Source organism: Tsukamurella tyrosinosolvens, assembly GCF_900104775.1.
Lineage (GTDB): Bacteria > Actinomycetota > Actinomycetes > Mycobacteriales > Mycobacteriaceae > Tsukamurella > Tsukamurella tyrosinosolvens.
Window position 1 is genome coordinate 4,017,465 of sequence record NZ_FNSA01000003.1, and the last position, 24,618, is coordinate 4,042,082.

A 24,618-nucleotide genomic window follows, 5' to 3' on the forward strand; every position below is an offset into this window, starting at 1 on the left:
CGCCGTCACGGCCAGGTGATCACGCCGCGCTGGAAGGTCTGGGAGAAGCTGCTGCCCGTGCGGATCTCGGGCCCGGTCGGGTAGCCGTACTTGCCGGATTCGCGCTTGTCGGCGCTCCACTTCACCAGGATCTCGCCCCACACCGGCCACGCGCCGGACGCGGGCGACCAGTAGATCACGCCGCCCTGGAAGGCGTTCATCGCGCCGGTGACGGCGTTGAACGGGCCGCGCGACTGCAGCTCGTCGGTGGTCGGGTAGCCGAGCGGGCCGTTCTCCCAGCGGTTCTCGCCCCACTTGGCGCGGATGGCGCCGCCGATCTGGTGGGCGTTGCCGCCGTCGGCCCCGGGGTGCCAGTAGAAGGAGGCCTGGTTCTTGAAGGTCTGGAACTTGCCGCCGCGCCCCGCGTTGGTCTCGGGGATGAGCGGAACGCCCCACGTCGCGGGGCCGCCCGTGGCGAAGTAGGAGACCTCGATCTGGCCCTTGACCAGGAACCGGCCGACCTGCTGGTCGGCCTTGGCGACGGCGGTCACGCCGCCGCTGATACCCACCGCGACGGCCGCCGCGGCGACGGCGCCCCGGAACCAGGCGCGACGGTGGCTGTTCGACGAGACGTGCGTGGTCATTCCTGCTCCTTAGGTCCGTACCTCCTGAACATCATGAATCACATCAGTCACACAGACAACAACAAGGAGGGGCGTGTCGCCGGCTGTGACCGGCGGCACGCCCCTGCTACCGCACTCCCGGGCCGATCAGTACACCCACGCCCCCAGTGCGTCCCGGTTCCGCTCCGCGGGCGGCCCGAACACCTTGAGGTCGGCCTCGGCGGCGAACGGCCGCCAGTCCGGGCCGGGCGAGCCGGTCTTGATGAACTCCATCCAGCGGCCGTGGATGTCGTCGGCGAGGGCCTGCGGCGCATCCTCGCCCGCGTACATCACGAAGCCCGGATCGGCGACGTTGTCGAAGGCGAAGCCCAGGTCCAGCGTGTGCATCGCCGACTTCGTGTGCACCGTCGAGGGCCAGGTGAAGTAGTACGCGAAGCAGTTCTCACCCTGTCCGCGCTGCGCCGCGTAGCTGGGGCCGCCAAAGGCGCCGTCGGAGAGCAGCTCCAGGACGATCTCGCCCGGTGTGAGACTGTCGCCGTACACCTTCCGGTACGCGCCCACGATCGGGGCCGTGTCGCCGAACGGGCGCAGCAGGACGTCGAGGGCCTTGAGCGGGTTGTCGCCGGGCACGAACTCCCCGAACACCCGCCAGAAGTCGGACTCCTTGTGGTTGTTGCCGATGATCATCCGCACCGGCACCGGGCCCTTCGCCAGCCGGCTCACCGGGTTCTCGGGCAGGAGATCGCCGTCGATCACGGGCGGGAACAGGGTGAGCACGTTGTGCGGGCTCAGCTTGTGCAGCAGCTTCGCCACGGCCGCCGCCGATTCCCGCGGGTCCTTCTCGCGCAACGCCTTCGCGGTCAGGTGCAGGCCCAGCGCGGCCTTGAGCGGGTCCGCGAGCTTCGCCGCCGTCGGCACATCGGCCGCCACGCCGATGCCGGACTCGCAGATCACCTGATGGAACAGCTTCCCGGCGAACTCCGTGGTCGCCAGGGCGGAGACCGACATCGAGCCGGCGGACTCGCCGCCGATCGTCACCCGGCCGGGGTCGCCGCCGAACGCGGCGATGTTCGCCTGCACCCAGCGCAGCGCCTGCAGCTGGTCGTGCAGGCCGCGGTTGTCGGGGGCGTCCGGCAGGTGGGTGAAGCCCTCCAGGCCCACCCGGTAGTTCGCGGAGACGTACACCGCCCCGTCGCGAGCGAACGCGGTCCCGTCGAACAGCGACTGCGCCGTGTTGCCCATGGCGAACGAGCCGCCGTAGATCCACACGTAGACGGGCAGTGCGTCACCCGGCTGCGCGTCGGCCGGGGCCCAGACGTTGAGCGTGAGCCAGTCGTCGCCCTCGATGACCGGGTACGTGTAGGGCTCGGGCAGCTCCATCGACGGCGGCGGCGTCGGTCCGAACGCCGTGGCCTCGAAGACGCCCTCGAACGGATCCGCCGGCTCCGGCAGCGCGAACCGCCGCTCCCCCACCGGGGGCTTGGCGTACGGGATCCCGAGGTAGCGCGCGACACCCCCCACCAGCGCGCCACTGATCTCGCCGGCCGGACACACGACCCGGGGTCCACTCACTCCGTACCACCCTTCGTCAGGGCCGGCGGTCGCCCGGACAGCCCGTTGTCAACACCTGTCCTTTGCGATTCAAGCAGAAGTCGCAACCTGGCGACGGCTTTGCGACCGACCGATGCACAGCCGCGGCAATCGGACGCAGTGGACTTGTCGGAGGGCTGCGCCATGATGGACCCATGCCGGACGCCCTCCGGGCGTTCACGCCCGCCACCGCCGAATGGTTCACCGCGTCCTTCGCCGCGCCCACCGCGGCGCAGGCGGGAGCGTGGCGGTCGATCGCGCAGGGGAACAACACACTGGTCGTGGCCCCCACCGGCTCGGGCAAGACGCTCTCGGCGTTCCTGTGGGCCCTGGACCGGCTCGCCGACCGGCCGGCACCGTCGGAGTCCAACGGTCCGCGGGGCACCTCCGTCCTCTACGTCTCCCCGCTCAAGGCCCTCGCGGTCGACGTGGAACGCAACCTCCGCGCCCCGCTCGCCGGGATCGCCCGGGTGCGGGAGCGCCGGGGCGAGCCGGCGCCGGCGGTCACCGTCGGCGTGCGCTCCGGGGACACCCCCGCCCAGCAACGGCGGCAGCTCGTCCGCACGCCGCCGGACATCCTCATCACCACGCCCGAGTCGCTGTTCCTCATGCTCACCTCGCAGGCCCGCGAGACCCTCGCGCAGGTGGGCACCGTCATCGTCGACGAGGTGCACGCCGTCGCCGGCACCAAGCGCGGCACGCACCTGGCGCTCTCGCTCGAGCGGCTCGACGAGCTGCTCGACGAACCCGCCCAGCGGATCGGGCTGTCGGCCACCGTCGAGCCGGCGCAGGAGGTCGCCGCCTTCCTCGGTGGGCCGCGCCCCGCGACGGTGGTGCGCCCGCCCTCGCAGAAGGAGTTCGACCTCACCGTCACCGTGCCCGTCCCGGACATGACGGAGCTGGACGTGGTCTCCGACGATCCGGACGAGCCGGTGCAGCAGGGATCGCTCTGGCCGCACGTGGAATCGTCCATCGTGGAGCTGATCGAGCGGCACCGGTCCACCATCGTCTTCGCCAACTCGCGCCGGCTCGCGGAGCGGCTCACCGCCCGGATCAACGAGCTCGCCGCGGACGTGCACGCCGGCCCGCCGAACCGTGCCGTCGCGGGCGGCTCCCCCGCGCAGGTGCTCGGCAGCGGCCAGACGCACGGCGCGGAGGCCGTGCTCGCGCGGGCGCATCACGGCTCGGTGAGCAAGGAGCAGCGCGCGATCATCGAGGACGATCTGAAGTCGGGCCGGCTCCGCTGCGTGGTCGCCACCTCCAGCCTGGAGCTCGGGATCGACATGGGCGCGGTCGATCTGGTGATCCAGGTGGAGGCGCCGCCGTCGGTAGCCGCGGGCCTGCAGCGCGTGGGCCGCGCCGGCCACCAGGTGGGCGAGCCCAGCCGCGGCGTCTTCTTCCCCAAGCACCGCACGGACCTGTTGCACAGCACCGTCACCGTGCAGCGCATGCGCGAGGGCGCGATCGAGAAGCTCGTCGTCCCGCGCAATCCGCTCGACGTGCTGGCGCAGCAGACCATCGCCGCCTCGGCCATGGACCAGCTGGACGTCCACGACTGGCTGGCCCTGGTGCGGCGGGCGCACCCCTATGCCGCACTGCCGGATTCGGCGTACGAGGCGGTGCTGGACCTGATCTCGGGACGGTACCCGGCGGAGGACTTCGGCGAGCTCCGCCCCCGCGTGGTCTGGGACCGCGACGCGGGCACGCTCACCGGCCGCCCCGGGGCCGGGAGGCTCGCCGTGACCTCCGGCGGCGCCATCCCCGACCGCGGCCTGTTCGGCGTCTTCATGGTGGGCGAGAAGGCCTCCCGCGTCGGCGAGCTGGACGAGGAGATGGTCTACGAGTCCCGCGTGGGAGACGTCTTCGCCCTCGGCGCCACCAGCTGGAAGATCGAGGAGATCACGCACGACCGCGTGCTGGTCTCACCCGCCTTCGGCCAGCCCGGCCGGCTGCCCTTCTGGATCGGCGACACCGTCGGCCGCCCCGCCGAACTGGGCCGCGCCATCGGGAGGTTCACCCGCGAGTTCACCTCACTCGGCGGGCCCGAGCAACGCGCGCGGGCGCAGGAGGTGGGCCTCGGCGAGTGGGCCACCGACAACCTGGTCGCGCTGCTCGACGAGCAGCAGCGGGCCACGGGCGTGCTCCCCACCGACCGCACCCTCGTGGTGGAGCGGTTCCGCGACGAGCTCGGCGACTGGCGCGTGGCGCTGCACTCGCCGCTCGGGATGAAGGTCCACGCGCCGTGGGCCCTCGCCGTCGGCGCGCGCCTGAACGCCTCCCTCGGCCTGTCGGGCGCGGTCACCGCCACGGACGACGGGATCCTCGTCCGCCTGCCCGACACCGACGACACGCCGCCCGGCGCCGAGCTCTTCCGGTTCGAACCCGACGAGATCGACGCGCTGGTCACCGAGGCCGTCGGGTCGAGCGCGCTGTTCGCCTCGCGGTTCCGCGAGTGCGCCGCCCGGGCCCTGCTACTGCCGCGTCGCGACCCCGGCAAGCGCGCCCCGCTGTGGCAGCAGCGCCAGCGCGCGAGCCAGCTGCTCGAGGTCGCGCGCGGCTACCCGCAGTTCCCCATCGTGCTCGAGGCCGTCCGCGAGTGCCTGCAGGACGTCTACGACGTACCGGAGTTGATCGCCGTGCACCGCTCGCTCGAGTCGCGCACCGTCCGGCTGGCCGAGGTGGAGACGGTGGCCCCGTCGCCGTTCGCGGCCTCGCTGTTGTTCAGCTACGTCGGCGCGTTCATGTACGAGGGCGACGCGCCGCTGGCCGAGCGGCGCGCCGCCGTGCTCAGCCTCGACCCGGCCGTCCTGTCCCAGTTGCTCGGCCGCGTCGAACTCACGGAGCTGCTCGACGCCGAGATCCTCACGGAGGTCGCGGCGCAGCTGCAGCGCACCGCGCCCGGCTACCGCGCGCGCACGGTCGAGCAGGTGGCGGACCTGATCCGCGAGCTGGGTCCGCTCACCCGGGCCGAGATCGCGGATCGTTCCGAGGGCGCGCCGGCCGCCGTCGAGGAGCTCCTCGCCGCGGGCCGCGTCTTCGCCTACGGCGACAGCTGGATCGCCGCCGTCGAGGACGCGGCGCGGCTGCGCGACGGCCTCGGCGTACCGCTGCAGCCCGGCATCGCGTCGGCCTTCACGGAATCCGTCCCGGACCCCGTCGGCGACCTGGTCGCGCGGTACGCCCGCCGGCACGGCCCGTTCACGGCCGCCGAGCTCGCCGCGCGCTACGGCCTGGGGGTCGCGGTGGTGCAGCGTCCCCTCACCGAGCTGGTCGCGGCGCGACGGGTGATCGAAGGCCGCTTCGTCCCGGACGGCGAGGGCGCGGGCGTCGACGGCGTTCCCCAGTTCTGCGACGCCGAGGTGCTCCGGCGCATCCGGCAGCGCAGCCTCGCGCGGCTCCGGCAGGACGTCGAGCCGGTGCCCGAGCGCGCCTACGCGGAATTCCTCGCGGGCTGGCACCACCTGAAGACCCCGCTGCGCGGCATCGACGGTGTCGCCGCCGTGATCGACCAGCTGGCCGGCGTCCCGATCCCCGCCTCCGCCTGGGAGTCGGTCGTGCTGCCGCAGCGCGTCGCCGACTACTCGCCCGCGATGCTCGACGAGCTGACCGGCACCGGCGAGGTGGTGTGGACCGGGCACGGCGCGATCGGCGCGCAGGACGGCTGGATCGCCTTCCACCCGGCGGATCTCGCGCCGCTCACCCTGCCCCCACCGGGCGTACTCGACACCGCGGACGCACACGAGGCGATCGAGGACGCGGTGCGCGGCGGCGGCGCGTACTTCTACCGCCAGCTCACCGGCGCCACCCCCGAAGCGCTGTGGGACCTGGTCTGGGCGGGCCGGCTCACGGGCGACACCTTCGCGCCGGTGCGGGCCCGGCTCGCGGGCGGCCGTCGCGCGACCGCCCACCGCACGCCCCGGCGGGCGCCGCGCGCGCGGTTCCGCGTGGCGGTCGACCAGGCGCCGCCCATGGTCGCCGGGCGCTGGTCGCTGCCGCCCGCGCCGGCGGAGGCGAGCGCCACGGAGCAGTCCGCCGCCCTCGCCGAGCAGTTGCTGGAGCGGTACGGGGTCGTGACCCGCGGAGCGGTGACGGCCGAGCACATCGAGGGCGGCTTCGCCCGGATCTACCGCACCCTGGCCGCTTTCGAGGAATCCGGGAAGGCCCGGCGCGGCTACTTCATCGAGCGGCTGGGCGCGGCGCAGTTCGCGCGGGGCGGCACCGTCGACGCGCTGCGCGACGCGGCGTCCGCGCTGGAGCGGGCACAGCAGCGCGGCGAGACCTCCGCGCTCGTCCTCGCCGCCACCGACCCCGCCAACCCGTACGGCGCGGCGCTCCCCTGGCCGGACCGCGGCGACGAGGGCGCACGCCCCGGGCGCAAGGCGGGGGCGCTCGTGGTGCTGGTCGACGGCGCGCTGGCCCTGTTCGTCGAGCGCGGCGGCCGCACCGTGCTGACCTTCACCGACGCGCCGGAGGCGGCGCTCACCGCGCTCGCGGGCGCGGCGCCCCGACTCGGGGGCCTGACGGTCGAGAAGATCGACGGCGCCCCGGCCCTCACCGCGCCGCTGGCCGGTGCGCTCGCCGCGGCCGGTTTCGCGCGCACGCCGAAGGGCCTGCGCGTGCGCTGATCCGCGAGGATCACTGCAGGAGAACACCGATGCGCGCCGCCGCGGCGGCGACCTGCGGGCCGAGCTCATCGAAGCGCTCCTCGACCATCCGGCTGCTCGGCCCGGACACCGAGATCGCGCCCACGGGCGTGCCGCCGTGGTCGAGGATCGGCGCGCCGATCGAGCTGATCCCCGCGGACAGCCCGCCGATGTTCGTCGAATAGCCGCGCGCCGCCACCTCCGCGAGGACCTCGCGCAGCCGTCCGGGATCGGTGATCGAGTCGGGGGTCGACGCCGCCAGCGGGCCGGCCAGGTACTCGTCCACGACCGCAGGGTCGCACGCGGACAGATAGGCGAGGCCGGTCGCACTGGCGTGCAAGGAGATCCGCTCACCCAGCGGCAGGAAGGCGCGCAGGGGGTGGGAGGTGTCGAGGCGCTCGATGAGCACCAGCGAATCGCCGTCGGGCGCACAGAGGTGCACGGTCTCCGTCGTCGCGAGCTGCAGCTCGTTCATCGTGGCGATCGCCACGTCGCGCAGCCCGCGCCCCACGCCGGCCCGCCCGCACACGGCGATCGCGCGATAGGTCATCTGCCAGCGCGGCGGGCTGCTCTCGGTCGGCGCCAGCCACCCCACCTCGTGCAGCGTCAGCAGGCACCGTTGGGTCGTGCTCTTGGGCAGATCCACCGCGCGGGCGAGTTCGGACAGCCCCACCGGCTGCATCCGCGCCACCGCTTCGAGCACCTTGAACGCCGAAACCACACTGTTCGTGGCCATTCCCTTGCCCTCCTCCTCGGCCGTGATCTACATTACATCCCGCTGGTCCATTCAGTAGTCCATTGTGCCACACAGTGGACCGATAGGGAAAGAGGGTCCCCGTGTCAGCACAACTGATAGCGCTGGGAGTGTTCGTCGCGGTCTTCGCGCTGTCCGCCGCCCGGAACGTGAACATCGGGATCGTGATGTTCCCGGCGGCCTGCGGTGTCGGGCTGTGGGTCGCGGACATGGCGCTCAAGGACGTCGTCGCGGGGTTCCCGTTGTCCATCCTGGTCCTCCTCGTCGGGGTGACCTACTTCTTCGGCGTCGCGCACGCCAACGGCACCGTCGACTGGCTCATCGAGTCCTCGCTCGCCCGGGTCGGCGGGCGGGACAAGCTGTTCCCCGTCGTCTTCTTCGTGCTCACCGCCGCGCTCTCGGCCATGGGCGCCCCGCTCGGCGGACTCGTGATGGCCCCGATGGGCATGAGCATCGCGCACCGCCGCGACATCGATCCGATGCTCATGGCGCTCGCCATGGGCGCCGGGCTCAGCGCGGGCGCCTTCGCCCCGACCAGCCTGTTCGGGATCATCACCTGGGGGACCGCCGACGCGGCCGGCATCCCGCTGAGCCCGCTCCTGCTGTTCGGCGTCGCCGTCGCCGTCAACCTGGTGCTGGTCGCGGTCGCCTACGCCCTGTTCGGGCGCTCCCGCGCCGAGCGCCGCACCCCCGCGTTCGCGGAGGCCATGGTCGCCCGCGGTGCCGCGCTCTCCGAGTCGGGCCAGTCCACGCTCGCGGTCGACGAGGGCCCGTCCGCCGAGCCTGCGCGGCCCGGCCGGCCGAGCCCGATCCAGCTCCTCACGGTGGTCGCCATGGCGGGCCTGGTCGGCACGGTGATCGCGCTGTCGGTCAGCGGTCTGGAGCCCGACATCGGCGTCCTCGGCTTCGCGCTCGGCGCCGTCCTCGCCCTCGTCGACCCGGCCGCGGGCAAGCAGGCCATGACCCGGATCGACTGGGGCTCCGTCCTCCTCGTGGGCGGCATCATCACCTTCGTCGGCGTGCTCACCGAGCTCGGCGTGGTGGACATGCTCGGCCGGCAGGCCGTCCATCTCGGCTCGCCGCTCGTCGCCGCGCTCCTGCTCTGCGCCGCCGCCGGGCTGATCTCCGCGTTCGCCTCCACCACCGGAATGCTCGCCGCGCTCGTCCCCCTCGCGCTCCCGCTCATCGCCGACGGCGGCATCCCCGGCTGGGCCCTGATCTGTGCGATCGGCGTGTGCTCGTCGATCGTCGACGTCTCCCCCTTCTCGACGGTCGGCGCCACCTACGTCGCCACCACCGTCGACGAGGCCGAACGCCCGCGGATGACCCGGATGCTCACCCGCTGGGGCCTGTCCATGGTCGTGGCCGGCCCCGTCGTCCTCACCCTCGTCCTCATCGTCCCAGGAATGGTGTTCTCATGACCGCTCTGCTCGCCGCACTCCGCGACCGCACCCGCGCCGACGACCCACGGGCGGTGACCATCGACGGCCACAGCCTCTCGCGCGCCGAACTGCGGTCCGCCGCCCTGTCCTTCGCCGCATCGCTCGACACCCGGGGCCCCGTCGCGATCTGCGCGGCACCGACGCTCGAAACCGTCGTCGCCGTCACCGGCTGCCTGCTCGCCGGCATCACCGCCGTACCGGTGCCGCCCGACGCCGGGCCGGCCGAGATCGCCCACATCCTCGCGGATTCCGCGGCCACCGCCTGGGTCGGCGAGCCGCGTGATCACGTCGGCCTGCCCGTCCATCGGGTCACCCCGGACACGGGATCCGTTCCGGCGCAGGAGACTGAGCCGGGCGGCGACGCGGTCGCGATGATCCTGTACACCTCGGGCACCACGGGCGCGCCGAAGGGCGTCCTGCTCAGCCGCGCGGCGATCGCGGCGGGTCTCGACGCGCTCGCGGAGGCGTGGGATTGGACCGACCGCGACACCGTCGCGCACGGGTTGCCGCTGTTCCACACCCACGGCCTCATCCTCGGCGTCCTCGGCTCGCTGCACATCGGCTCCCGCGTGGTGCACACCGGGAAGGCCACGCCCGAGCGGTACGCCGCCACGCCCGCCACGATGTACTTCGGCGTGCCCACCGTGTGGGGCCGGATCGCCGCGGACGAGGACTCCGCGCGTGCCCTCGCCGGCGCGCGCCTGCTCGTCTCCGGCAGCGCGCCGCTGCCTCTGCCCGTCTTCGAGCGGCTGCGCGCGCTCACCGGACAGGCGCCGATCGAGCGGTACGGGATGACCGAGACCATGATCACGCTCAGCACCCGCGCCGACGGCGAGCGCCGCCCCGGATGGGTCGGCTCCGCGGTCGACGGCGTGCACACCCGGCTCCGCGGGGAGGACGGTACCGAGGTCCCCGCCGACGGCGAGAGCGTCGGCCGGCTCGAGATCCGCGGGCCCATGGTGTTCGCGGGCTACCTCGGCCGGCCGGAGGCGACCGCCGCCTCGTGGACCGAGGACGGCTGGTTCATCACCGGCGACGTCGCCGTCAAGGACGCGGGCGGGTTCCACCGCATCGTCGGGCGCGAGTCCGTCGACCTCATCAAGTCCGGCGGCTACCGGATCGGCGCGGGCGAGATCGAGACATCGCTGCTGGCGCGCCCGGAGGTCCGCGAGGTCGCGGTCGTGGGCGTGCCGGACGCCGACCTCGGGCAGCGGATCGTCGCGTACGTGGTCGCCACGCCCGGGAGCGGTGACGACGCGGCCGCCGAGGCGCTCATCGCACACGTCGCCGGCGAACTGTCCTGGCACAAGCGGCCGCGCGCCGTCCGGTTCATCGACGCCCTGCCCCGCAACGCCATGGGCAAGGTGCAGAAGGCGTCCCTGATCCGCGGCGACGTCGGCACTCCGGCGCGTTCCGCCGACGGGCACACTGAGCCCATGGACACCCTCCCCGTCGATCTGCCGCCCGACGCCGATCACCGCGCCGCGGAGGCCGCGTTCACGGCCGCGGGCTGGACGCGGTGCGGCGCCGGGGACTGGGCGATCGCGCTCGCCTCGCCCGACGGTGCCCTCGTCGCGCGGATCAGCCCGTTCGACCCCGTCGGGCCGTACAGCGCAGCGCTGTACCGGGAGGCGGCGGGCACCGGGCAGGTCCCCGCCCTGCACGCGCACCGGCGGCTGGCGGGAGGCGGTGATCTGCAGGTGATGGAGCGCCTCGAGGACGCCCCGCAGGACGTGGCGGAGGCCTTCCACCGGTCGATCGCGGCCGGCGACGACGCCGTCGCGGAGCTGGTGGCGATCGTGACCCGGATCCACGCCGACGCGCGCCGGGAGCTGCCGTGGTGCGGGCCGCTCGACACCAACCCGACCAACGTGATGCTCCGCGGCGACGGGGCGCCGGTCCTGATCGACCCGTTCTACGCCGACGGCCCGGACCTGTACGCGACGGCGGGCCGCGACCCCGACCGGTTCGTGACGCGGATCCCGGAGGCCCAGCGGCGCTTCCTCACCGAGATCCCGCTCGCCGCGTCCGGCCCCTGGCCCGAGGCCGAGCGCGCGGCGATGCGGGCCGCCCTCGCGGCCGCCGATGCGCGATCGGAGAGGATGGAGGGATGAGCACGCAGCAGCCCGTGGACCGGTACGCGCAGTTCCTCGGGATCGAGGTGACCGGGCACGGCGGCGGACGGGCGGTGTCGACGGTGACGGTCACCGAGGACCACCTCAACCCGCACGACACGACGCACGGCGCCTTCGTCTTCGCCCTGGTGGGCACGGCCGTCGCGGCGGCGGCGAACGACGACGAGCACACCGGCGTCGCCAGCGCGATCCACATCGACTACCTGCGCCCCACCCGCCTGGGCGACGCCCTGACCGCGGAGGCCGTCGTCGGCGAGCGGCTGCCGAAGGAGGACCTCTTCGTCATCCGTGTCACCCGGGACGCCGACGGTGAGGTGGTGGCCCGCGCCACCGCCCGGTTCACGCGACGCGTCCGCGCGCGCTAGCGTCCTCGCCGTTCCGCCACCCCGGCCGCCGGGAAAGCGGAGTATGGACAGGTATGACGAACAACGTGTACCGAGTCATCGAAGTCGTCGGCACCTCCACCGAGGGGTACGACGCGGCCATCGCGAACGCCGTCGGGCGGGCGTCGCAGACGATGCGGAACCTGGAGTGGTTCGAGGTGGTGTCCACCCGTGGGCACATCGAGAACGGCGCCGTCGCGCACACCCAGGTGACGGTCAAGATCGGCTTCCGGATGGACGGCGCCGACTGACCCGACCCCCGGATCAGCGGGCGAGCTTCTCCGCCTGCCGGACGAGCCCGTCGACGTTGCCGTCGAAGCCGCGGCGCAGGTGCGCGCCGAGCAGCGCGCCGACGAGCGGCGACAGCGGACCGTCGAGCTGGAAGTGCGAGGTGTAGCGCGACCGGCCGCCCCCGAGGTCGACGATGTCCTGTTCGCGGATGCTGCGCAGCAGCCCGGCGGGCGCGGGCTTCATCGCGTACGCGAAGCCGCGGCCCTCGTCGACGGAGACGATGTACTCCTTCTGCGTCATCACCTTCGGGGGGCGCAGCGCCACCCGCATGGTGATCGCGCCGCCGGGCCGCAGGTCGCACGCGGCCTCGACGGCGAAGGGGTTCCACTGCCCGTAGGCGTCGAAGTCGGTGAGCGCCTGCCAGACGAGGGCGGGCGGGGCCGCGATCTCGCGGCTGTGATCGATGGTGAAGGCCATGCCTCCAACCTAGAACATGTTCCACCCGTTGCGAGCTGAGTCACAGGTAATGAGGTGGCGGAATATCTTCGCCGTAGTTACAGTTGCACCCTGCACGTTATTGCTTAGAGCTTTGAAGGAAGGTCCCGATGTCCGAGATCACGGCGGAAGCCGAACCACAGGCCTCGGCCCCCATGACGCACCGGGAGATCCTCGAGGTCATGGCGGGCCTGCTGGCCGCACTGTTCACGGCGCTGCTGAGCACCACCGTCGTCTCCACGGCGCTGCCGCGGATCATCGCCGACCTCGGCGCATCGACGACGGCGTTCTCCTGGGTGATCACCACCGCCCTCCTTGCGAACGCCGCGTCGACCCCGATCTGGGGCAAGCTGGCCGACCTGTTCAACAAGAAGGTCCTGGTCCAGGCCGCGATCATCATCTTCGTGGCCGGGTCGGTCCTCGCCGGCGCCACCCCGAACGTCGAGGTGCTGCTCGTCGCCCGCGTGATCCAGGGCATCGGCATGGGCGGCCTGACCGCGCTGGTCGTCGCCATCATCGGCAGCATCGTCCCGCCGCGTGAGCGCGGCCGGTACTCCGGCTACATGGGCGCCGTCATGGGCGTGTCGATGGCCGGCGGCCCGATCCTGGGCGGCGTGATCACCGACCACATCGGCTGGCGCTGGTGCTTCTACGTCAGCGTCCCGCTCGCCGTCGCCGCGCTGATCCTCATCCAGCGCACGCTGCACCTGCCGTCGACCCGCAAGGACGACGTCTCGATCGACTGGCTCGGCGCGATGCTGCTGACCGCCGGCGTGTCCGTGCTGCTCATCTGGGTCTCCTTCGCCGGCAAGAACTACGGCTGGGTCTCCACGTCGTCGGCGGTGTACCTGATCACCGGCTTCGCACTGCTCGTCGCGACGGTGTCCGTCGAGCTGCGCGCCAAGGACCCGATCATCCCGATCGGCATCATCACCGAGCGCACCACCGCGCTCGCGATCATCGCCTCGATCGCCGTCGGCGTCGGCATGTTCGGCGCCATGTCCTTCCTCGGGCTGTACTTCCAGAACTCGCGCGGCTACAGCCCGACGATGGCCGGCGTCCTCACGATCCCGATGGTGGTCGGCATGCTGTTCTCGTCGGTCGCGTCCGGCCAGCTGATCACCCGGTTCGGCAAGTGGAAGCGGTTCGTCGTCGGCGGCGCGATCGTCATGGTCGCCGGATTCGCCCTGCTCAGCAGCATCGACCACCTGACGCCGATCTGGCAGGTGCAGGTCTACATCGCGATCATGGGCTTCGGCGTCGGCGCGCTGATGCAGAACCTCGTGCTCGCCGTGCAGAACACGGTGAGCGTGCAGAACATCGGCGCGGCGTCCAGCTCGGTCGCCTTCTTCCGGACCTTCGGCGGCGCGATCGGCGTCTCCGCCCTGGGCGCGATCCTCACCGCTCGCGTCACCGAGCTGGTGAAGGAGGGCGTGGTGGCGAACCACGTCCGCGATCCGCACAGCCCGCTCATCGCGGAGATCACCAACGCCGCGTTCGGCGACGCGACCGGCAGGATCTTCCTGGTGTCGACGGCGTGCGCGCTCGTCACGCTGATCGCGGTCGCGATGCTCCCCAACAAGCCGCTCCGCACCACGCTCGACCTGGAGCCCGGCGCTCAGGCCGCTCCCCTGGACGAGCCCGCGGACGGGCCCGCGATCACCGCTCCCACCAGCACGAACGACCTCGTCGGCGGTGCGGTGAAGGACAGCGGCAGGGCCCGCGTGGGGATCAGCAAGACCAACTAGGGTGTAACTGAAGGTGCGCAAGGGGCGGGTGAGGCGGCATAATCGCATTCATGATGCGTAATACCGCCTCCCTCGCCCTTCCGCTGCTCGCGGGTGCCGCGGTCCTCACGGCCGGATGCGCCGCCTCCGCCGGCGCCGATCCGGCCACCTCGACCAGCGGCGCACCGGCCGCGTCGTCGGCACCGTCGAAGCCCGCGCTCGTGGGCTCGCAGTGGCGGCTCAAGTCCGATCCGACGGCCTGGTTCTGGGTCCGCGGCTCGAACATCACGGGCAACGATTCGTGCAACACCCTCACCGGCACCGCGACGTCGCTGGCCACCGCGGACCGCGTGGACTTCGGTGCCGGCCTCGCGGCCACGCAGCGCTACTGCACGGACCCCAAGGGCACGCAGACCGCGATCAGCGAGGCGCTCAAGGGCGAACGGATCTGGTCGCGCAACGGTACCGAGCTGGTGCTCACCGACCCCGACAACAACCGGGCGTGGACGTTCGTCCTGACCCCTGCGGGCGCCTCGTCGAGCGCCGCCCCCACCCCGAGCGCCACTCCCTCGGCGTCGACCGCCCCGTCGACGAGCACCACCGTGCCGGGGACGCCGGTCGTCCGCTGATCGGCGGCGTCAGTCCATCTCGCCGGCGGCCCACATCGCCGCGGCGACCTCGACCCGGTTGCGGGCCCCGAGCCGGCGGGTGATCGCCCCGAGGTGCGTCTTGACCGTGCCCAGACTGATCACCAGCTCGTCGGCGATCTCGGCGTTGGTGCGGCCCCGGGCCACGCACTGCGCCACCTCCCGCTCGCGCGCCGTCAATTCCGCGAGGGTGGCCGCGGCCGCGGCGTCGCGGCGGCCTGACGCCCGGCTCCGTGCCAGCAGGTCGACGGTCAGTTCCGGGCTGATCAGGGCGTCGCCGGTGGCGGCGGCGCGCACCGCGGCGATGAGCAGGTCCGGGCCGGCGTCCTTGAGCAGGAAGCCCGAGGCGCCAGCGCCGAGCGCCGCGTCGACGTAGTCGGGCTCGCCGAAGGTCGTGACGATCACGACCCGCGTCGCCGACTCGACGACGCGCCTGCTCACCTCGATGCCGTCGAGGCGCGGCATCCGGATGTCGAGCAGGGCCACGTCGGGGCGGGTCTCGGCGATCACCGCGACCGCCTCGACACCGTCGGACGCCTGCCCCACGACCTCCATGTCCGGCGCCGCACCGAGGATCATCGCGAACCCGATCCGGACCATCTCCTGATCGTCCGCCAGCACCACCCTGATCGTCACGTCAGCGCACCCCGTGCATCGGCAGGGTCGCGGTGAGCCGCCAGCCGCTCCCGTCGGGCCCGTAACTGACCTCTCCCCCGACGGTGGCCGCGCGCTCCGTCAGGCCCGCCAGGCCCGTGCCTCCGCCCGGTCCGGGGCCCGGCACGCCTCCGTCGGCCGGGCCGTCGTCGTCCACGTCCACCCGGATCTCCTGCGCGTTCCGCCCGACGGTGATCCGCACGCTCCCGCCCGGCGCATGCCGGCGGGCGTTGGTCACTCCCTCGGTGACCACGCGGTGCGCGACGAGCCGGACGAGGTCGGGCACGTCCTCGCCGTCCGCCGCGGGGTCGACCGTCACCGTGATCCGCTCCCCGGCCGTGTCCCGCGAGAGCTCGGCGAGCGCGGCGCGCAAGCCGAACGAGGCCGACGCAGAGGGGGCGAGCGGCGCCGGAACGTCGGTGGGCTCCCGCAGGGTCCCGACCATGGCGCGGATGTCGGCGAGGGCGCGGGCGCCGCTGTGCTCGATCCGCGCGAGCGTGTCGCTGGCATCCGACCCCGCGGCGATTCCGGCCTGGGCCAGCACCACGATCCCCGTCACCTCGTGGGCGATGACGTCGTGCAGTTCGCGCGCCATCGCCGTGCGCTCCGCCAGTTGGACCTCCGCGCGGGTCTCCTCGAGTCGGCGCTCCGCCGTCCGGTGCCGGTGCCCGAACATCACGGCGGCGTTCACGGCGCCGGCGAGGAGGAAGGCGAGGACCAACAGCCTCGGGTCGCCGACCGCGAGCGGGATGATGGGGACGACCGCGAGGACACCGGCCGCGAGTTCGAGGACCCCGTCGAGGGAGGTGTCCGCGTACGAGGCCGTGATCCCGGCGACGATGACGAAGATCCAGCTCGCCCCGGCGAGCCAGAGCGGAGTGCCGGAGGGGCCTGCGGCCGCCGCCGTGAATGCCACGGCGGCGACCACCGCCCCACCCCATGACCATGCCGCGTTCGCTCCGCGGATCTCCGCCCACACGGTGACGGCACCCCCCAGGGACGCCACCGCGTTCAGGACCAGGGACGGCGGGGTCGAGTCGATGACGAGGGAGATCGTCGTTCCGATCGCCCACCCTCCCGCGAGGACCAGGGCGAGCATGACCCGATCCGCGCGCGTCATGATCATGACGCGACTCTGCCGTAGTGCGCGCGCCGCCGCCTCCGCCGAAGGTTCGAACCCCTCGACGACAACTGGGCCGTTCGGCCGAGACGGGACGGGTGGGCGGCGCACGGCTAGTGCCGGGACGCCCTGTGCTCGACGCCGGGAACCGGCACGGGCTCGAGGATCTCGCCCCGCGCCTCGGGCGCAGCGGCCCGCAGGGCGTCGGCCGTCTCGTCGTCGGGCATGCCCTGCGATTCGATCTCCGCGGCCACGCGCGCGCCGTAGTTCTCCAGCTCCCGCGCGATGTCCGCGGCCGACCAGCCCAGCACGGGCGCGATGAGGTCGGCGACCTCGGCGGACGCCTCCAGCCCGCGGTCCGGGTACTCGATGGAGATCCGGGTGCGGCGGGCCAGCACGTCCTCGAGGTGCAGCGCACCCTCGGCCTTCGCGGCGTACAGCGCCTCCACCCGCAGGTACTGCGGGGCGCCCGCCAGCGGCTCCAGCAGGCTGCGGTCGCCCTCGGCCAGCGCGAGCACGTCGCCGATGAGCGAGCCGTACCGGTTGAGCAGGTGCGTCACGCGGTGGGGATGCACGTCGTGTTCGCGCGCGATCGACGTGGTCTGGTTGGTCAGCGCGTAGTAGCCGTCGGCGCCCAGGAGCGGCACCTTCTCCGTACAGGACGCCGGGATCTTGTGCGGCAGGTAGGCCTCCGCGGCGTCGACGGCGTCCGAGCCCATGACCCGGTAAGTGGTGTACTTGCCGCCGGCGATCGTGACCAGGCCGGGCGCGATCGCGGCGACGGCGTGCTCGCGCGACAGCTTCGACGTCTCGTCGGACTCGCCGGCCAGCAGCGGGCGCAGCCCCGCGTAGACGCCGGTGATGTCCTCCCGCGTCAGCTCGGTGATGAGCACCTTGTTGACGTGGTCGAGGATGTAGTCGATGTCCGTCGCCGTGGCCGCGGGGTGCGCCAGGTCGAGGTTCCAGTCGGTGTCGGTGGTGCCGATGATCCAGTGGATGCCCCACGGGATCACGAACAGCACGCTCTTCTCGGTGCGCAGGATCAGTGCCACGTCGCTGACGATCCGGTCGCGCGGCACCAGGATGTGCACGCCCTTGCTCGCGCGGACCCGGAACCGGCCCTTCTGGTGCGAGAGGGCCTGCAGCTCGTCGGTCCACACGCCGGTGGCGTTGATGACGACCGTGGACCGGATCTCGGTCGTGGCGCCGGTCTCGCTGTCGCGGACCACCACGCCGGAGACCCGGTCCGCCTCCCGGAGGAAGTCGACGACCTGCGTCGATGTGCGGACGACGGCGCCGTAGTGCGCGGCCGTCCGGGCGACGGTCATCGTGTGCCGGGCGTCGTCGACGACGGTGTCGAAGTAGCGGATGCCGCCGACCAGCGCGCCGCGCTTGAGGCCCGGCGCGAGACGCAGGGCGCCGGCGCGGGTGAGGTGCTTCTGCGGGGGCACCGACTTGGCGCCGCCCATGGTGTCGTAGAGGAACATTCCGGCGGCCATGTAGGGCCGCTCGACGACGCGCTTGGTGAGCGGCGCGAGGAAGGGCAGCGGCTTGACCAGGTGCGGCGCCAGCGTCGAGAGCGAGAGCTCGCGCTCGTGCAGAGCCTCGCGGACCAGGCCGAATTCGAGCTGCTCCAGATAGCGCAGCCCGCCGTGGAACATCTTCGAGCTGCGCGAGCTGGTGCCCGACGCGAAGTCGCGGGCCTCCACGAGCGCCACCTTGAGGCCTCGGGTGGCCGCGTCGAGGGCGGAGCCCACGCCGACGATGCCGCCGCCGATCACGACGACGTCGAACTCCTCCGAGCCGAGGCGGTCCCAGGCCTGCGACCGGTACTCCGGCGACAGCAGCGACGCGGTGGTCGCGACACCCGCGGACGCCGCTCCGGAAGTCCCCGGAGTCGTGGCGGTTTCAGGGTTGGCAGCGTTCATCAGTGATCACCATGTCAGTATTCGGTCGTGGCTCTTTCATCGCGCGACCCGCAGTTCGTCGCCGCAATCGATCAGGGCACCAGCTCGACGCGGTGCATCATCTTCGATCGGCACGGGACCATCGTGGCCTCCGAACAACGGGAACACGACCAGATCTTCCCACGCGGCGGCTGGGTGGAGCACGACGCCACGCAGATATGGGTGAACACGCGCCTGGTGTGCGCGGAGGCCCTCGCGGCGTCCGACCTCACCGCCACCGACATCGCGGCCGTCGGCATCACCAACCAGCGCGAGACAGTCGTCGTCTGGGACCGCGCCACGGGCGAGCCGATCCACAACGCCATCGTCTGGCAGGACACCCGCACCGACGCGCTGTGCGAGGAGCTCGCCGCCGTCGGCCTCGAAGAGCCGGATCGCGACCGGTTCAAGGCCTCCTGCGGCCTGCCTCTCTCCACCTACTTCTCGGGGCCCAAGATCGCCTGGATCCTCGACCACGTCGACGGTGCGCGGGAGCGGGCCGAGCGCGGGGAGCTGTGCGCCGGGACCATCGACTCGTGGCTGGTGTGGAACCTCACCACCGACGACGATTTCGGCACCGGCACGGAGCGCAGCGACACCGCCCGCCCCCTGCACGTCACCGACATCACCAACGCCTCGCGGACGATGCTGATGAACCTCGCGGACGGCGCCTGGGATCCCGCCACCTGCGCGGCGATGGGGATCCCCATGGCGATGCTGCCCGAGATCCGTTCCAGCGCCGAGGTCTACGGCACGGTGCGCGAGCGCGGCGTCTTCGGTGGCGTCCCGATCGCCGGCATCCTGGGCGATCAGCAGGCCGCGATGTTCGGCCAGGCGGCGCTCGACGAGGGTTCGGCCAAGAACACCTACGGCACCGGCAACTTCCTGCTCCTCAACACGGGTGAACGCCCGATCTTCAGCGAGCACGGCCTCCTGACGACGGTCTGCTACAAGCTGGGCGACGAGGCCACCGTGTACGCGCTGGAGGGTTCGGTCGCGGTGAGCGGTTCGCTGGTGCAGTGGCTCCGCGACAATCTCGGCATCATCTCCGCGGCGCCCGAGATCGAGGAGCTCGCCACCGGAGTCCCCGACAACGGCGGCGTGTACGTGGTGCCCGCCTTCTCGGGGCTGTTCGCGCCGCGCTGGCGTCCCGACGCCCGCGGCGTGATCGTGGGGCTGACGCGGTTCTCCGACAAGCGGCACATCGCGCGGGCCGCCCTGGAGGCCACCGCCTACCAGTCGCGCGAGGTGATCGAGGCGATGAACGGCGACAGCGGCATTCCGCTCACCGAGCTGCGGGTCGACGGCGGCATGGTCGTCAACGACACCCTGATGCAGTTCCAGGCCGACGTGCTGAACGTTCCCGTCATCCGGCCGCGGGTCATCGAGACCACCGCGCTCGGCGCCGCCTACGCGGCCGGGTACGCCACCGGCGTGTGGACGCTGGACGAGATCCGCACCAACTGGGCCGAGGACGCACGGTGGCTCCCGACGATGCCGGCCGACGAGCGCGAGCACCTGTTCAGCGAGTGGAACCGCGCGGTGGAGCGAACACTGAACTGGGCCTGACCTGTTGCTACCCACGTAGTGGGATAATGATCTCGACAACTGGGAGTGGTTGTTGAGAGAGTGCTCGCATGTCCGAGGAAACCGGTTCCCAGTCCGTCCGGGCCGTGCGCGGCTCGGCGATCCGCGATCTGTTGTCCGTGACCGAGCGCCCCGGGGTCATCTCGCTCGCCGGCGGCCTCCCCGCGCCGGAACTGCTCCCCGCGGAACGGGTCGCCCACGCGGCGGAGGCGGCGCTGCGGTCACCGTCGGCGCTGCAGTACGGCGTGACCGCCGGCGCGCCCACGCTCCGGGACGTGGTGCACGCCCGGGAGTCCGCGGCGCTGGGCCGGGACGCGGGCGCGGTCGTCGTGACGCACGGTTCGCAGCAGGCGCTGTCGCTCCTCGCGCAGGCGCTGCTCGACCCCGGTGACGTGGTCGTCGTCGAGGACCCCGGGTACATCGGTGCGCTCCAGGCCTTCGACACCACCCGCGCCCGCGTGATCGGCGTGCCGATGGACGCCGACGGGATGCGCGTCGACGAGCTTCGCCCGCTGCTGGAGCGCGAGCGGGTCCGGGTCGTGCACACCGTCTCGAACTTCCACAATCCCGGCGGCGCCACCCTGTCCGAGGAGCGGCGGCGCGAACTCGCCCGCCTCGCCGACGAATTCGGCTTCTGGATCGTCGAGGACGATCCGTACGGCGGGTTGCGCTTCGCCGGCGCGACGGTGCCGCCCGTCGCCGCGTTCTCCGATCGCGTGCTGCGACTGTCGAGCGCATCGAAGATCGTCGCGCCCTCGCTGCGCGTCGGGTGGATGCACGGCGACGCGACGGTTCTCGCGCTGGTGGAGCGACTCAAGCAGGGCGCCGACCTGTGCGGCTCGAGCCTGACGCAGGCGATCACGGCGGAGCTGCTCGCGGACACCGCGTGGCTCGACGGCCACGTCGCGGGCATCCGCGCGGTGTACGCCGAGCGGGCCCTCGCATTGCACGCCGCGCTCGTGGACGCGTTCGGCGACCGGCTGCGCCTGACGACGCCCGAGGGCGGGATGTTCCTGTGGGGCGAGTTCACCGACAGCACAGCGACATCCGCGGCGCTCGGCGCGGCCGTGGACGCCGGCGTCGCCTACGTCCCCGGCTCCGCCTTCGCGGTGCAACGCGACCTGGGGCACGCCCTGCGGCTGTGCTTCACGACCGGATCACCGGACGACCTCCGCGAGGCCGTCCGGCGACTGTCGACGGTGCTGTGACCGCGCAGCGGTCCGGTCAGGCGCCGTAGCGGGGGAAGGCGGTGTCGCCGGCGTACCGCGCGGCGTCACCGAGCTCCTCCTCGATGCGCAACAGCTGGTTGTACTTCGCCACCCGCTCCGACCGCGCCGGCGCACCGGTCTTGATCTGCCCCGAACCGACGGCGACCGCCAGATCCGCGATGGTGGTGTCCTCCGTCTCACCCGAGCGGTGGCTCATCATGCTCTTGTAACCGTTGTTGTGCGCCAGCGCCACCGCATCCAACGTCTCCGTCAGGGTGCCGATCTGGTTGACCTTCACCAGCAGGGCGTTCGCCGCGCCCCGGGCAATGCCGTCCTCGAGCCGCTCCGGGTTCGTCACGAACAGGTCATCACCGACCAGCTGCACCTTGTCACCGATGGCATCGGTCAGGTCGACCCAGCCCTCCCAGTCGTCCTCCGAGAGCGGGTCCTCGATCGAGACCATCGGGAACTCCCCGATCAGACCCCGATAGAACTCCCCCATCTCCGCCGCCGAAAGCACCTTGCCCTCGAACTTGTAACCCTGCGGGGTGTAGAACTCCGTCGCCGCCACATCCAACGCCAACGCCACATCCGACCCCAGCTGCAGGCCCGTCTTGCCGATCGCCTCCGAGATCAGCTCCAACGCCTCCCGCGTCCCCGCCACCGACGGCGCGAAACCACCCTCATCACCCAAGCCCGTATTCAGCCCCTTGGCCTTGAGCACCGACTTGAGAGCGTGGTAGACCTCCGCGCCCCACCGCAGCGACTCCTTGAAGGTCTCCGCACCGATCGGCGCGACCATGAACTCCTGGACGTCGACGCCGCTGTCCGCGTGCGCGCCGCCGTTGAGGATGTTCATCATCGGCACCGGCAGGATGTGCGCGTTCGGCCCACCCAAGTACCGGAACAGCGGCAGCGCCGCGGACTCCGCCGCGGCCTTCGCCGCCGCCAAAGACACACCCAGCAGGGCGTTCGCACCCAGCCGGCTCTTATCCGGCGTGCCATCCAGATCCAACAGCGTCTGATCGATGACCCGCTGCTCATCAGCCGGAATGCCGATCACCTCCGGCGCGATGACCTCCAGCACACCCTCGACAGCCTTCATCACACCCTTACCGAGGTACCGGTCACCGCCATCGCGCAGCTCCACCGCCTCATGCTCACCGGTCGACGCACCCGAAGGCACCGCCGCACGCGCGAAGCTGCCATCGGCCAGCACGATCTCGACCTCCACCGTGGGGTTACCACGCGAATCGAGAATCTCGCGGGCGCCTACCTGGACGATCTCGCCGGCGGTCGTCACAGCGACTTCCCCACGAGGCCGGTGAGATCCACGAGGCGGTTGCTGTAGCCCCACTCGTTGTCGTACCAGGAGACGACCTTCGCCTGGTCGTCGATCACCTTGGTGAGGCCGGCGTCGAAGAGCGAGCTGTGCGGATCGGTGACGATGTCGGAGGAGACGATCGGGGCGTCGTAGTACTTGAGGATGCCCTTGAGCTTCCCTTCGGCTGCGGCCTTGAGCGCGGCGTTGATCTCGTCGGCGGTGGCGCGCTTGCCCAGCTCGACGGTGAGGTCGGTGACCGAGCCGGTGGGGATCGGCACGCGCAGCGCGTAGCCGTCGAGCTTGCCCTTGAGCTCCGGCAGGACGAGGCCGATCGCCTTGGCGGCGCCCGTCGAGGTGGGCACGATGTTGATCGCGGCGGCGCGGGCGCGGCGGGGATCCTTGTGCGGGCCGTCCTGCAGGTTCTGATCCTGCGTGTAGGCGTGGACGGTGGTCATCAGACCGCTGACGATGCCGAACTCGTCGTTGACGACCTTCGCGAGCGGGCCGAGGCAGTTCGTGGTGCACGAGGCGTTGGAGATGATGTTCTGGCTGCCGTCGTACTTGTCGTCGTTGACGCCCATCACGATGGTGATGTCCTCGCCCGACGCGGGCGCCGAGATGACGACCTTCTTCGCGCCGGAATCGAGGTGGCCCTGCGCCTTGTCGCGGGCGGTGAAGATGCCGGTCGATTCGACGACGACGTCGACGCCGAGGTCACCCCAGGGCAGCGCCGACGGGCCCTCGCGGACCTCGAGGGCCTTGATGACCTGGTCACCCACGCGGATGGAGTCGCCGTCGGCGACCACGTCCGCATCGAGGCGGCCGAGGATGGAGTCGAACTTGAGCAGGTGCGCCAGCATGGCGTTGTCGGTGAGGTCGTTCACCGCGACGATCTCGATGTCGGTGGCGCCGCCGAGCGCCTTCTGGGCGGCGACGGCCCGGAAGAAGTTGCGGCCGATCCGCCCGAATCCGTTGATGCCTACGCGAATGGTCATGGTTGTGTTCCTTTCGGGTGTGTCCGTTCGGCGGTGTCTCCGCGGCGTCGGACAGGGATGAGTCTGTGGTGCAGCCGGTCCCGGCTACGTCGCGCTGATGGACTTGCCGGCGGAGTGCAGGTCGTTGCAGGCCTCGACGACGCGCTCGGCCATCGAGGTCTCGGCCTTCTTCAGGTAGGAGCGGGGGTCGTAGACCTTCTTGTTACCGACCTCACCGTCGATCTTGAGGACACCGTCGTAGTTCGACAGCATGTGCCCGGCGACCGGACGGGTGAACGCGTACTGGGTGTCGGTGTCGACGTTCATCTTCACCACGCCATAGGACAGCGAGTCCTCGATCTCCGACTTCAGCGACCCCGACCCGCCGTGGAAAACGAAATCGAACGGCTTGCTCCCCGCCGGCAGGCCCAGCTTCTCGGAGGCCACCGCCTGACCGTCCCGCAACACCTCGGGGCGCAGCTTCACATTCCCCGGCTTGTACACACCGTGGACGTTGCCGAACGTCGCCGCCAGCAGATACCCCTCCGCACCCAGCGCATCGACGGTCTTCGCGAAATCCTCATCCGAGGTGAACAGCTTGTCGTTGATCTCGTTCTCGACGCCGTCCTCCTCACCACCGACCACACCGATCTCGATCTCCAGGATGATCTTCGCCGCCTTCGCCTTCGCGAGCAGCTCCTGGGCGATCTGCAGGTTCTCCTCCAGCGGCACCGCCGACCCGTCCCACATGTGCGACTGGAACAACGGATTGCGGCCGGCATCGACGCGTTCCTGCGAGATCGCCAGCAGCGGCCGCACATACGAATCGAGCTTGTCCTTCGGGCAATGATCGGTGTGCAGGGCGACGGTCACGTCGTACTGCGCCGCCACCACATGCGCGAACTCCGCCAACGCGACCGCACCGACCACCATGTCCTTGACCCCCAGACCGGAACCGAACTCGGCGCCGCCCGTGGAGAACTGGATGATCCCGTCACTGCCCGCATCGGCGAAACCCTTGATCGCCGCGTTGATCGTCTCACTGGACGTGCAGTTGATCGCCGGGTAGGCGTAACCGCCCTCACGGGCGCGGTCCAGCATCTCCCGGTAGGCCTCGGGGGTGGCAATGGGCATGATCGGTCCTTCTGTAGCGGAG

The 24,618-nt window shown here is 71.7% G+C and carries 18 protein-coding genes and 1 pseudogene; 9 read left to right on the forward strand and 10 right to left on the reverse strand.

Features of this window, described 5'->3' with window-relative positions; all coding sequences use genetic code 11:
* Positions 1–5 precede the first annotated feature (5 nt).
* Entirely contained in the window at positions 6–623 is a 618-nt protein-coding gene (locus tag BLW32_RS21880; RefSeq protein WP_068742974.1) for an LGFP repeat-containing protein, read from the reverse strand.
* A 126-nt stretch (positions 624–749) separates the two neighbouring features.
* Positions 750–2,174 carry a carboxylesterase/lipase family protein gene (locus BLW32_RS21885; RefSeq protein WP_074850765.1) on the reverse strand — a complete coding sequence of 475 codons (1,425 nt, stop codon included), beginning with the start codon at positions 2,172–2,174 and terminating at the stop codon, positions 750–752.
* A 173-nt stretch (positions 2,175–2,347) separates the two neighbouring features.
* Here BLW32_RS21885 and BLW32_RS21890 point away from each other — a divergent pair, with 173 nt between their 5' ends.
* A complete protein-coding gene (locus BLW32_RS21890; RefSeq protein ID WP_068742976.1) occupies positions 2,348–6,817 on the forward strand; it encodes an ATP-dependent helicase in 4,470 nt (1,489 codons plus the stop codon).
* 10 nt (positions 6,818–6,827) lie between these two features.
* Here the strand turns inward: BLW32_RS21890 and BLW32_RS21895 are convergent, their stop codons facing one another.
* A complete protein-coding gene (locus BLW32_RS21895) occupies positions 6,828–7,571 on the reverse strand; it encodes an IclR family transcriptional regulator (protein ID WP_068522337.1) in 744 nt (247 codons plus the stop codon).
* 101 nt (positions 7,572–7,672) lie between these two features.
* Here BLW32_RS21895 and BLW32_RS21900 point away from each other — a divergent pair, with 101 nt between their 5' ends.
* From BLW32_RS21900 to BLW32_RS21915, 4 genes and pseudogenes are all read left to right on the forward strand, one after another.
* Positions 7,673–9,010 carry an SLC13 family permease gene (locus tag BLW32_RS21900; protein ID WP_068522339.1) on the forward strand — a complete coding sequence of 446 codons (1,338 nt, stop codon included), beginning with the start codon at positions 7,673–7,675 and terminating at the stop codon, positions 9,008–9,010.
* Positions 9,007–10,413 (forward strand): annotated as a pseudogene (locus BLW32_RS21905) (acyl-CoA synthetase); the annotation flags it as partial. The gene BLW32_RS21900 and the pseudogene BLW32_RS21905, both read left to right, overlap by 4 nt.
* Before the next feature lie 728 nt (positions 10,414–11,141).
* Positions 11,142–11,531, forward strand: coding sequence for a PaaI family thioesterase (locus tag BLW32_RS21910; protein ID WP_068742977.1), 390 nt, complete (start codon positions 11,142–11,144; stop codon positions 11,529–11,531).
* Between the two features lie 53 nt (positions 11,532–11,584).
* Complete coding sequence (locus BLW32_RS21915; RefSeq protein ID WP_068522343.1) at positions 11,585–11,800, forward strand: dodecin; 216 nt, start codon at positions 11,585–11,587, stop codon at positions 11,798–11,800.
* A gap of 13 nt (positions 11,801–11,813) precedes the next feature.
* On the opposite strand, the gene BLW32_RS21920 is transcribed toward BLW32_RS21915, so the two are convergent.
* Positions 11,814–12,257, reverse strand: a complete 444-nt coding sequence (locus tag BLW32_RS21920; protein WP_068742978.1) for an SRPBCC domain-containing protein — start codon at positions 12,255–12,257, stop codon at positions 11,814–11,816.
* A 128-nt stretch (positions 12,258–12,385) separates the two neighbouring features.
* On the opposite strand from BLW32_RS21920, the gene BLW32_RS21925 reads away from it, so the two are divergent.
* Together BLW32_RS21925 and BLW32_RS21930 are read left to right on the forward strand one after the other, a co-directional pair.
* Complete coding sequence (locus BLW32_RS21925) at positions 12,386–14,023, forward strand: MDR family MFS transporter (RefSeq protein ID WP_074850767.1); 1,638 nt, start codon at positions 12,386–12,388, stop codon at positions 14,021–14,023.
* A 50-nt stretch (positions 14,024–14,073) separates the two neighbouring features.
* A complete protein-coding gene (locus tag BLW32_RS21930; RefSeq protein ID WP_068742979.1) occupies positions 14,074–14,631 on the forward strand; it encodes an META domain-containing protein in 558 nt (185 codons plus the stop codon).
* A gap of 9 nt (positions 14,632–14,640) precedes the next feature.
* On the opposite strand, the gene BLW32_RS21935 is transcribed toward BLW32_RS21930, so the two are convergent.
* The 3 genes from BLW32_RS21935 to BLW32_RS21945 form a co-directional block, all read right to left on the reverse strand.
* Positions 14,641–15,285, reverse strand: coding sequence for a response regulator (locus BLW32_RS21935; RefSeq protein ID WP_074850769.1), 645 nt, complete (start codon positions 15,283–15,285; stop codon positions 14,641–14,643).
* A 1-nt stretch (position 15,286) separates the two neighbouring features.
* Positions 15,287–16,429: a sensor histidine kinase gene (locus tag BLW32_RS21940; RefSeq protein WP_068522349.1), complete on the reverse strand. Its 1,143-nt coding sequence runs from the start codon at positions 16,427–16,429 to the stop codon at positions 15,287–15,289.
* Positions 16,430–16,536: 107 nt separating this feature from the next.
* Positions 16,537–18,351 carry a glycerol-3-phosphate dehydrogenase/oxidase gene (locus BLW32_RS21945; protein WP_231857446.1) on the reverse strand — a complete coding sequence of 605 codons (1,815 nt, stop codon included), beginning with the start codon at positions 18,349–18,351 and terminating at the stop codon, positions 16,537–16,539.
* Between the two features lie 27 nt (positions 18,352–18,378).
* Here BLW32_RS21945 and glpK point away from each other — a divergent pair, with 27 nt between their 5' ends.
* Positions 18,379–19,938, forward strand: coding sequence for a glycerol kinase GlpK (gene glpK, locus BLW32_RS21950; RefSeq protein WP_068742980.1), 1,560 nt, complete (start codon positions 18,379–18,381; stop codon positions 19,936–19,938).
* A gap of 68 nt (positions 19,939–20,006) precedes the next feature.
* Positions 20,007–21,164 carry an aminotransferase-like domain-containing protein gene (locus BLW32_RS21955; protein WP_068742981.1) on the forward strand — a complete coding sequence of 386 codons (1,158 nt, stop codon included), beginning with the start codon at positions 20,007–20,009 and terminating at the stop codon, positions 21,162–21,164.
* 16 nt (positions 21,165–21,180) lie between these two features.
* On the opposite strand, the gene eno is transcribed toward BLW32_RS21955, so the two are convergent.
* The 3 genes from eno to fbaA all read right to left on the reverse strand — a co-directional run bounded on the left by eno (position 21,181) and on the right by fbaA (position 24,596).
* The gene (gene eno, locus BLW32_RS21960) at positions 21,181–22,467 is read right to left on the reverse strand and encodes a phosphopyruvate hydratase (protein WP_231857447.1); all 1,287 of its coding nucleotides are present in this window, start codon (positions 22,465–22,467) and stop codon (positions 21,181–21,183) included.
* Positions 22,464–23,483, reverse strand: a complete 1,020-nt coding sequence (gene gap, locus BLW32_RS21965) for a type I glyceraldehyde-3-phosphate dehydrogenase (protein ID WP_068742982.1) — start codon at positions 23,481–23,483, stop codon at positions 22,464–22,466. Before gap ends, eno begins: the two co-directional genes overlap by 4 nt.
* A gap of 84 nt (positions 23,484–23,567) precedes the next feature.
* The gene (gene fbaA, locus BLW32_RS21970; protein WP_074850772.1) at positions 23,568–24,596 is read right to left on the reverse strand and encodes a class II fructose-bisphosphate aldolase; all 1,029 of its coding nucleotides are present in this window, start codon (positions 24,594–24,596) and stop codon (positions 23,568–23,570) included.
* Between the last annotated feature and the right edge of the window lie 22 nt (positions 24,597–24,618).

Bases quoted from the DNA above. Each gene is read 5' to 3' on its own strand.
- BLW32_RS21880 (WP_068742974.1), bottom strand. From the start codon at position 623: ATGACCACGCACGTCTCGTCGAACAGCCACCGTCGCGCCTGGTTCCGG.
- BLW32_RS21890 (WP_068742976.1), top strand. From the start codon at position 2,348: ATGCCGGACGCCCTCCGGGCGTTCACGCCCGCCACCGCCGAATGGTTC.
- BLW32_RS21895 (WP_068522337.1), bottom strand. From the start codon at position 7,571: ATGGCCACGAACAGTGTGGTTTCGGCGTTCAAGGTGCTCGAAGCGGTG.
- BLW32_RS21910 (WP_068742977.1), top strand. From the start codon at position 11,142: ATGAGCACGCAGCAGCCCGTGGACCGGTACGCGCAGTTCCTCGGGATC.
- BLW32_RS21915 (WP_068522343.1), top strand. From the start codon at position 11,585: ATGACGAACAACGTGTACCGAGTCATCGAAGTCGTCGGCACCTCCACC.
- BLW32_RS21920 (WP_068742978.1), bottom strand. From the start codon at position 12,257: ATGGCCTTCACCATCGATCACAGCCGCGAGATCGCGGCCCCGCCCGCC.
- BLW32_RS21925 (WP_074850767.1), top strand. From the start codon at position 12,386: ATGTCCGAGATCACGGCGGAAGCCGAACCACAGGCCTCGGCCCCCATG.
- BLW32_RS21930 (WP_068742979.1), top strand. From the start codon at position 14,074: ATGATGCGTAATACCGCCTCCCTCGCCCTTCCGCTGCTCGCGGGTGCC.
- BLW32_RS21940 (WP_068522349.1), bottom strand. From the start codon at position 16,429: ATGATCATGACGCGCGCGGATCGGGTCATGCTCGCCCTGGTCCTCGCG.
- BLW32_RS21945 (WP_231857446.1), bottom strand. From the start codon at position 18,351: ATGAACGCTGCCAACCCTGAAACCGCCACGACTCCGGGGACTTCCGGA.
- BLW32_RS21955 (WP_068742981.1), top strand. From the start codon at position 20,007: ATGTCCGAGGAAACCGGTTCCCAGTCCGTCCGGGCCGTGCGCGGCTCG.
- gap (WP_068742982.1), bottom strand. From the start codon at position 23,483: ATGACCATTCGCGTAGGCATCAACGGATTCGGGCGGATCGGCCGCAAC.
- fbaA (WP_074850772.1), bottom strand. From the start codon at position 24,596: ATGCCCATTGCCACCCCCGAGGCCTACCGGGAGATGCTGGACCGCGCC.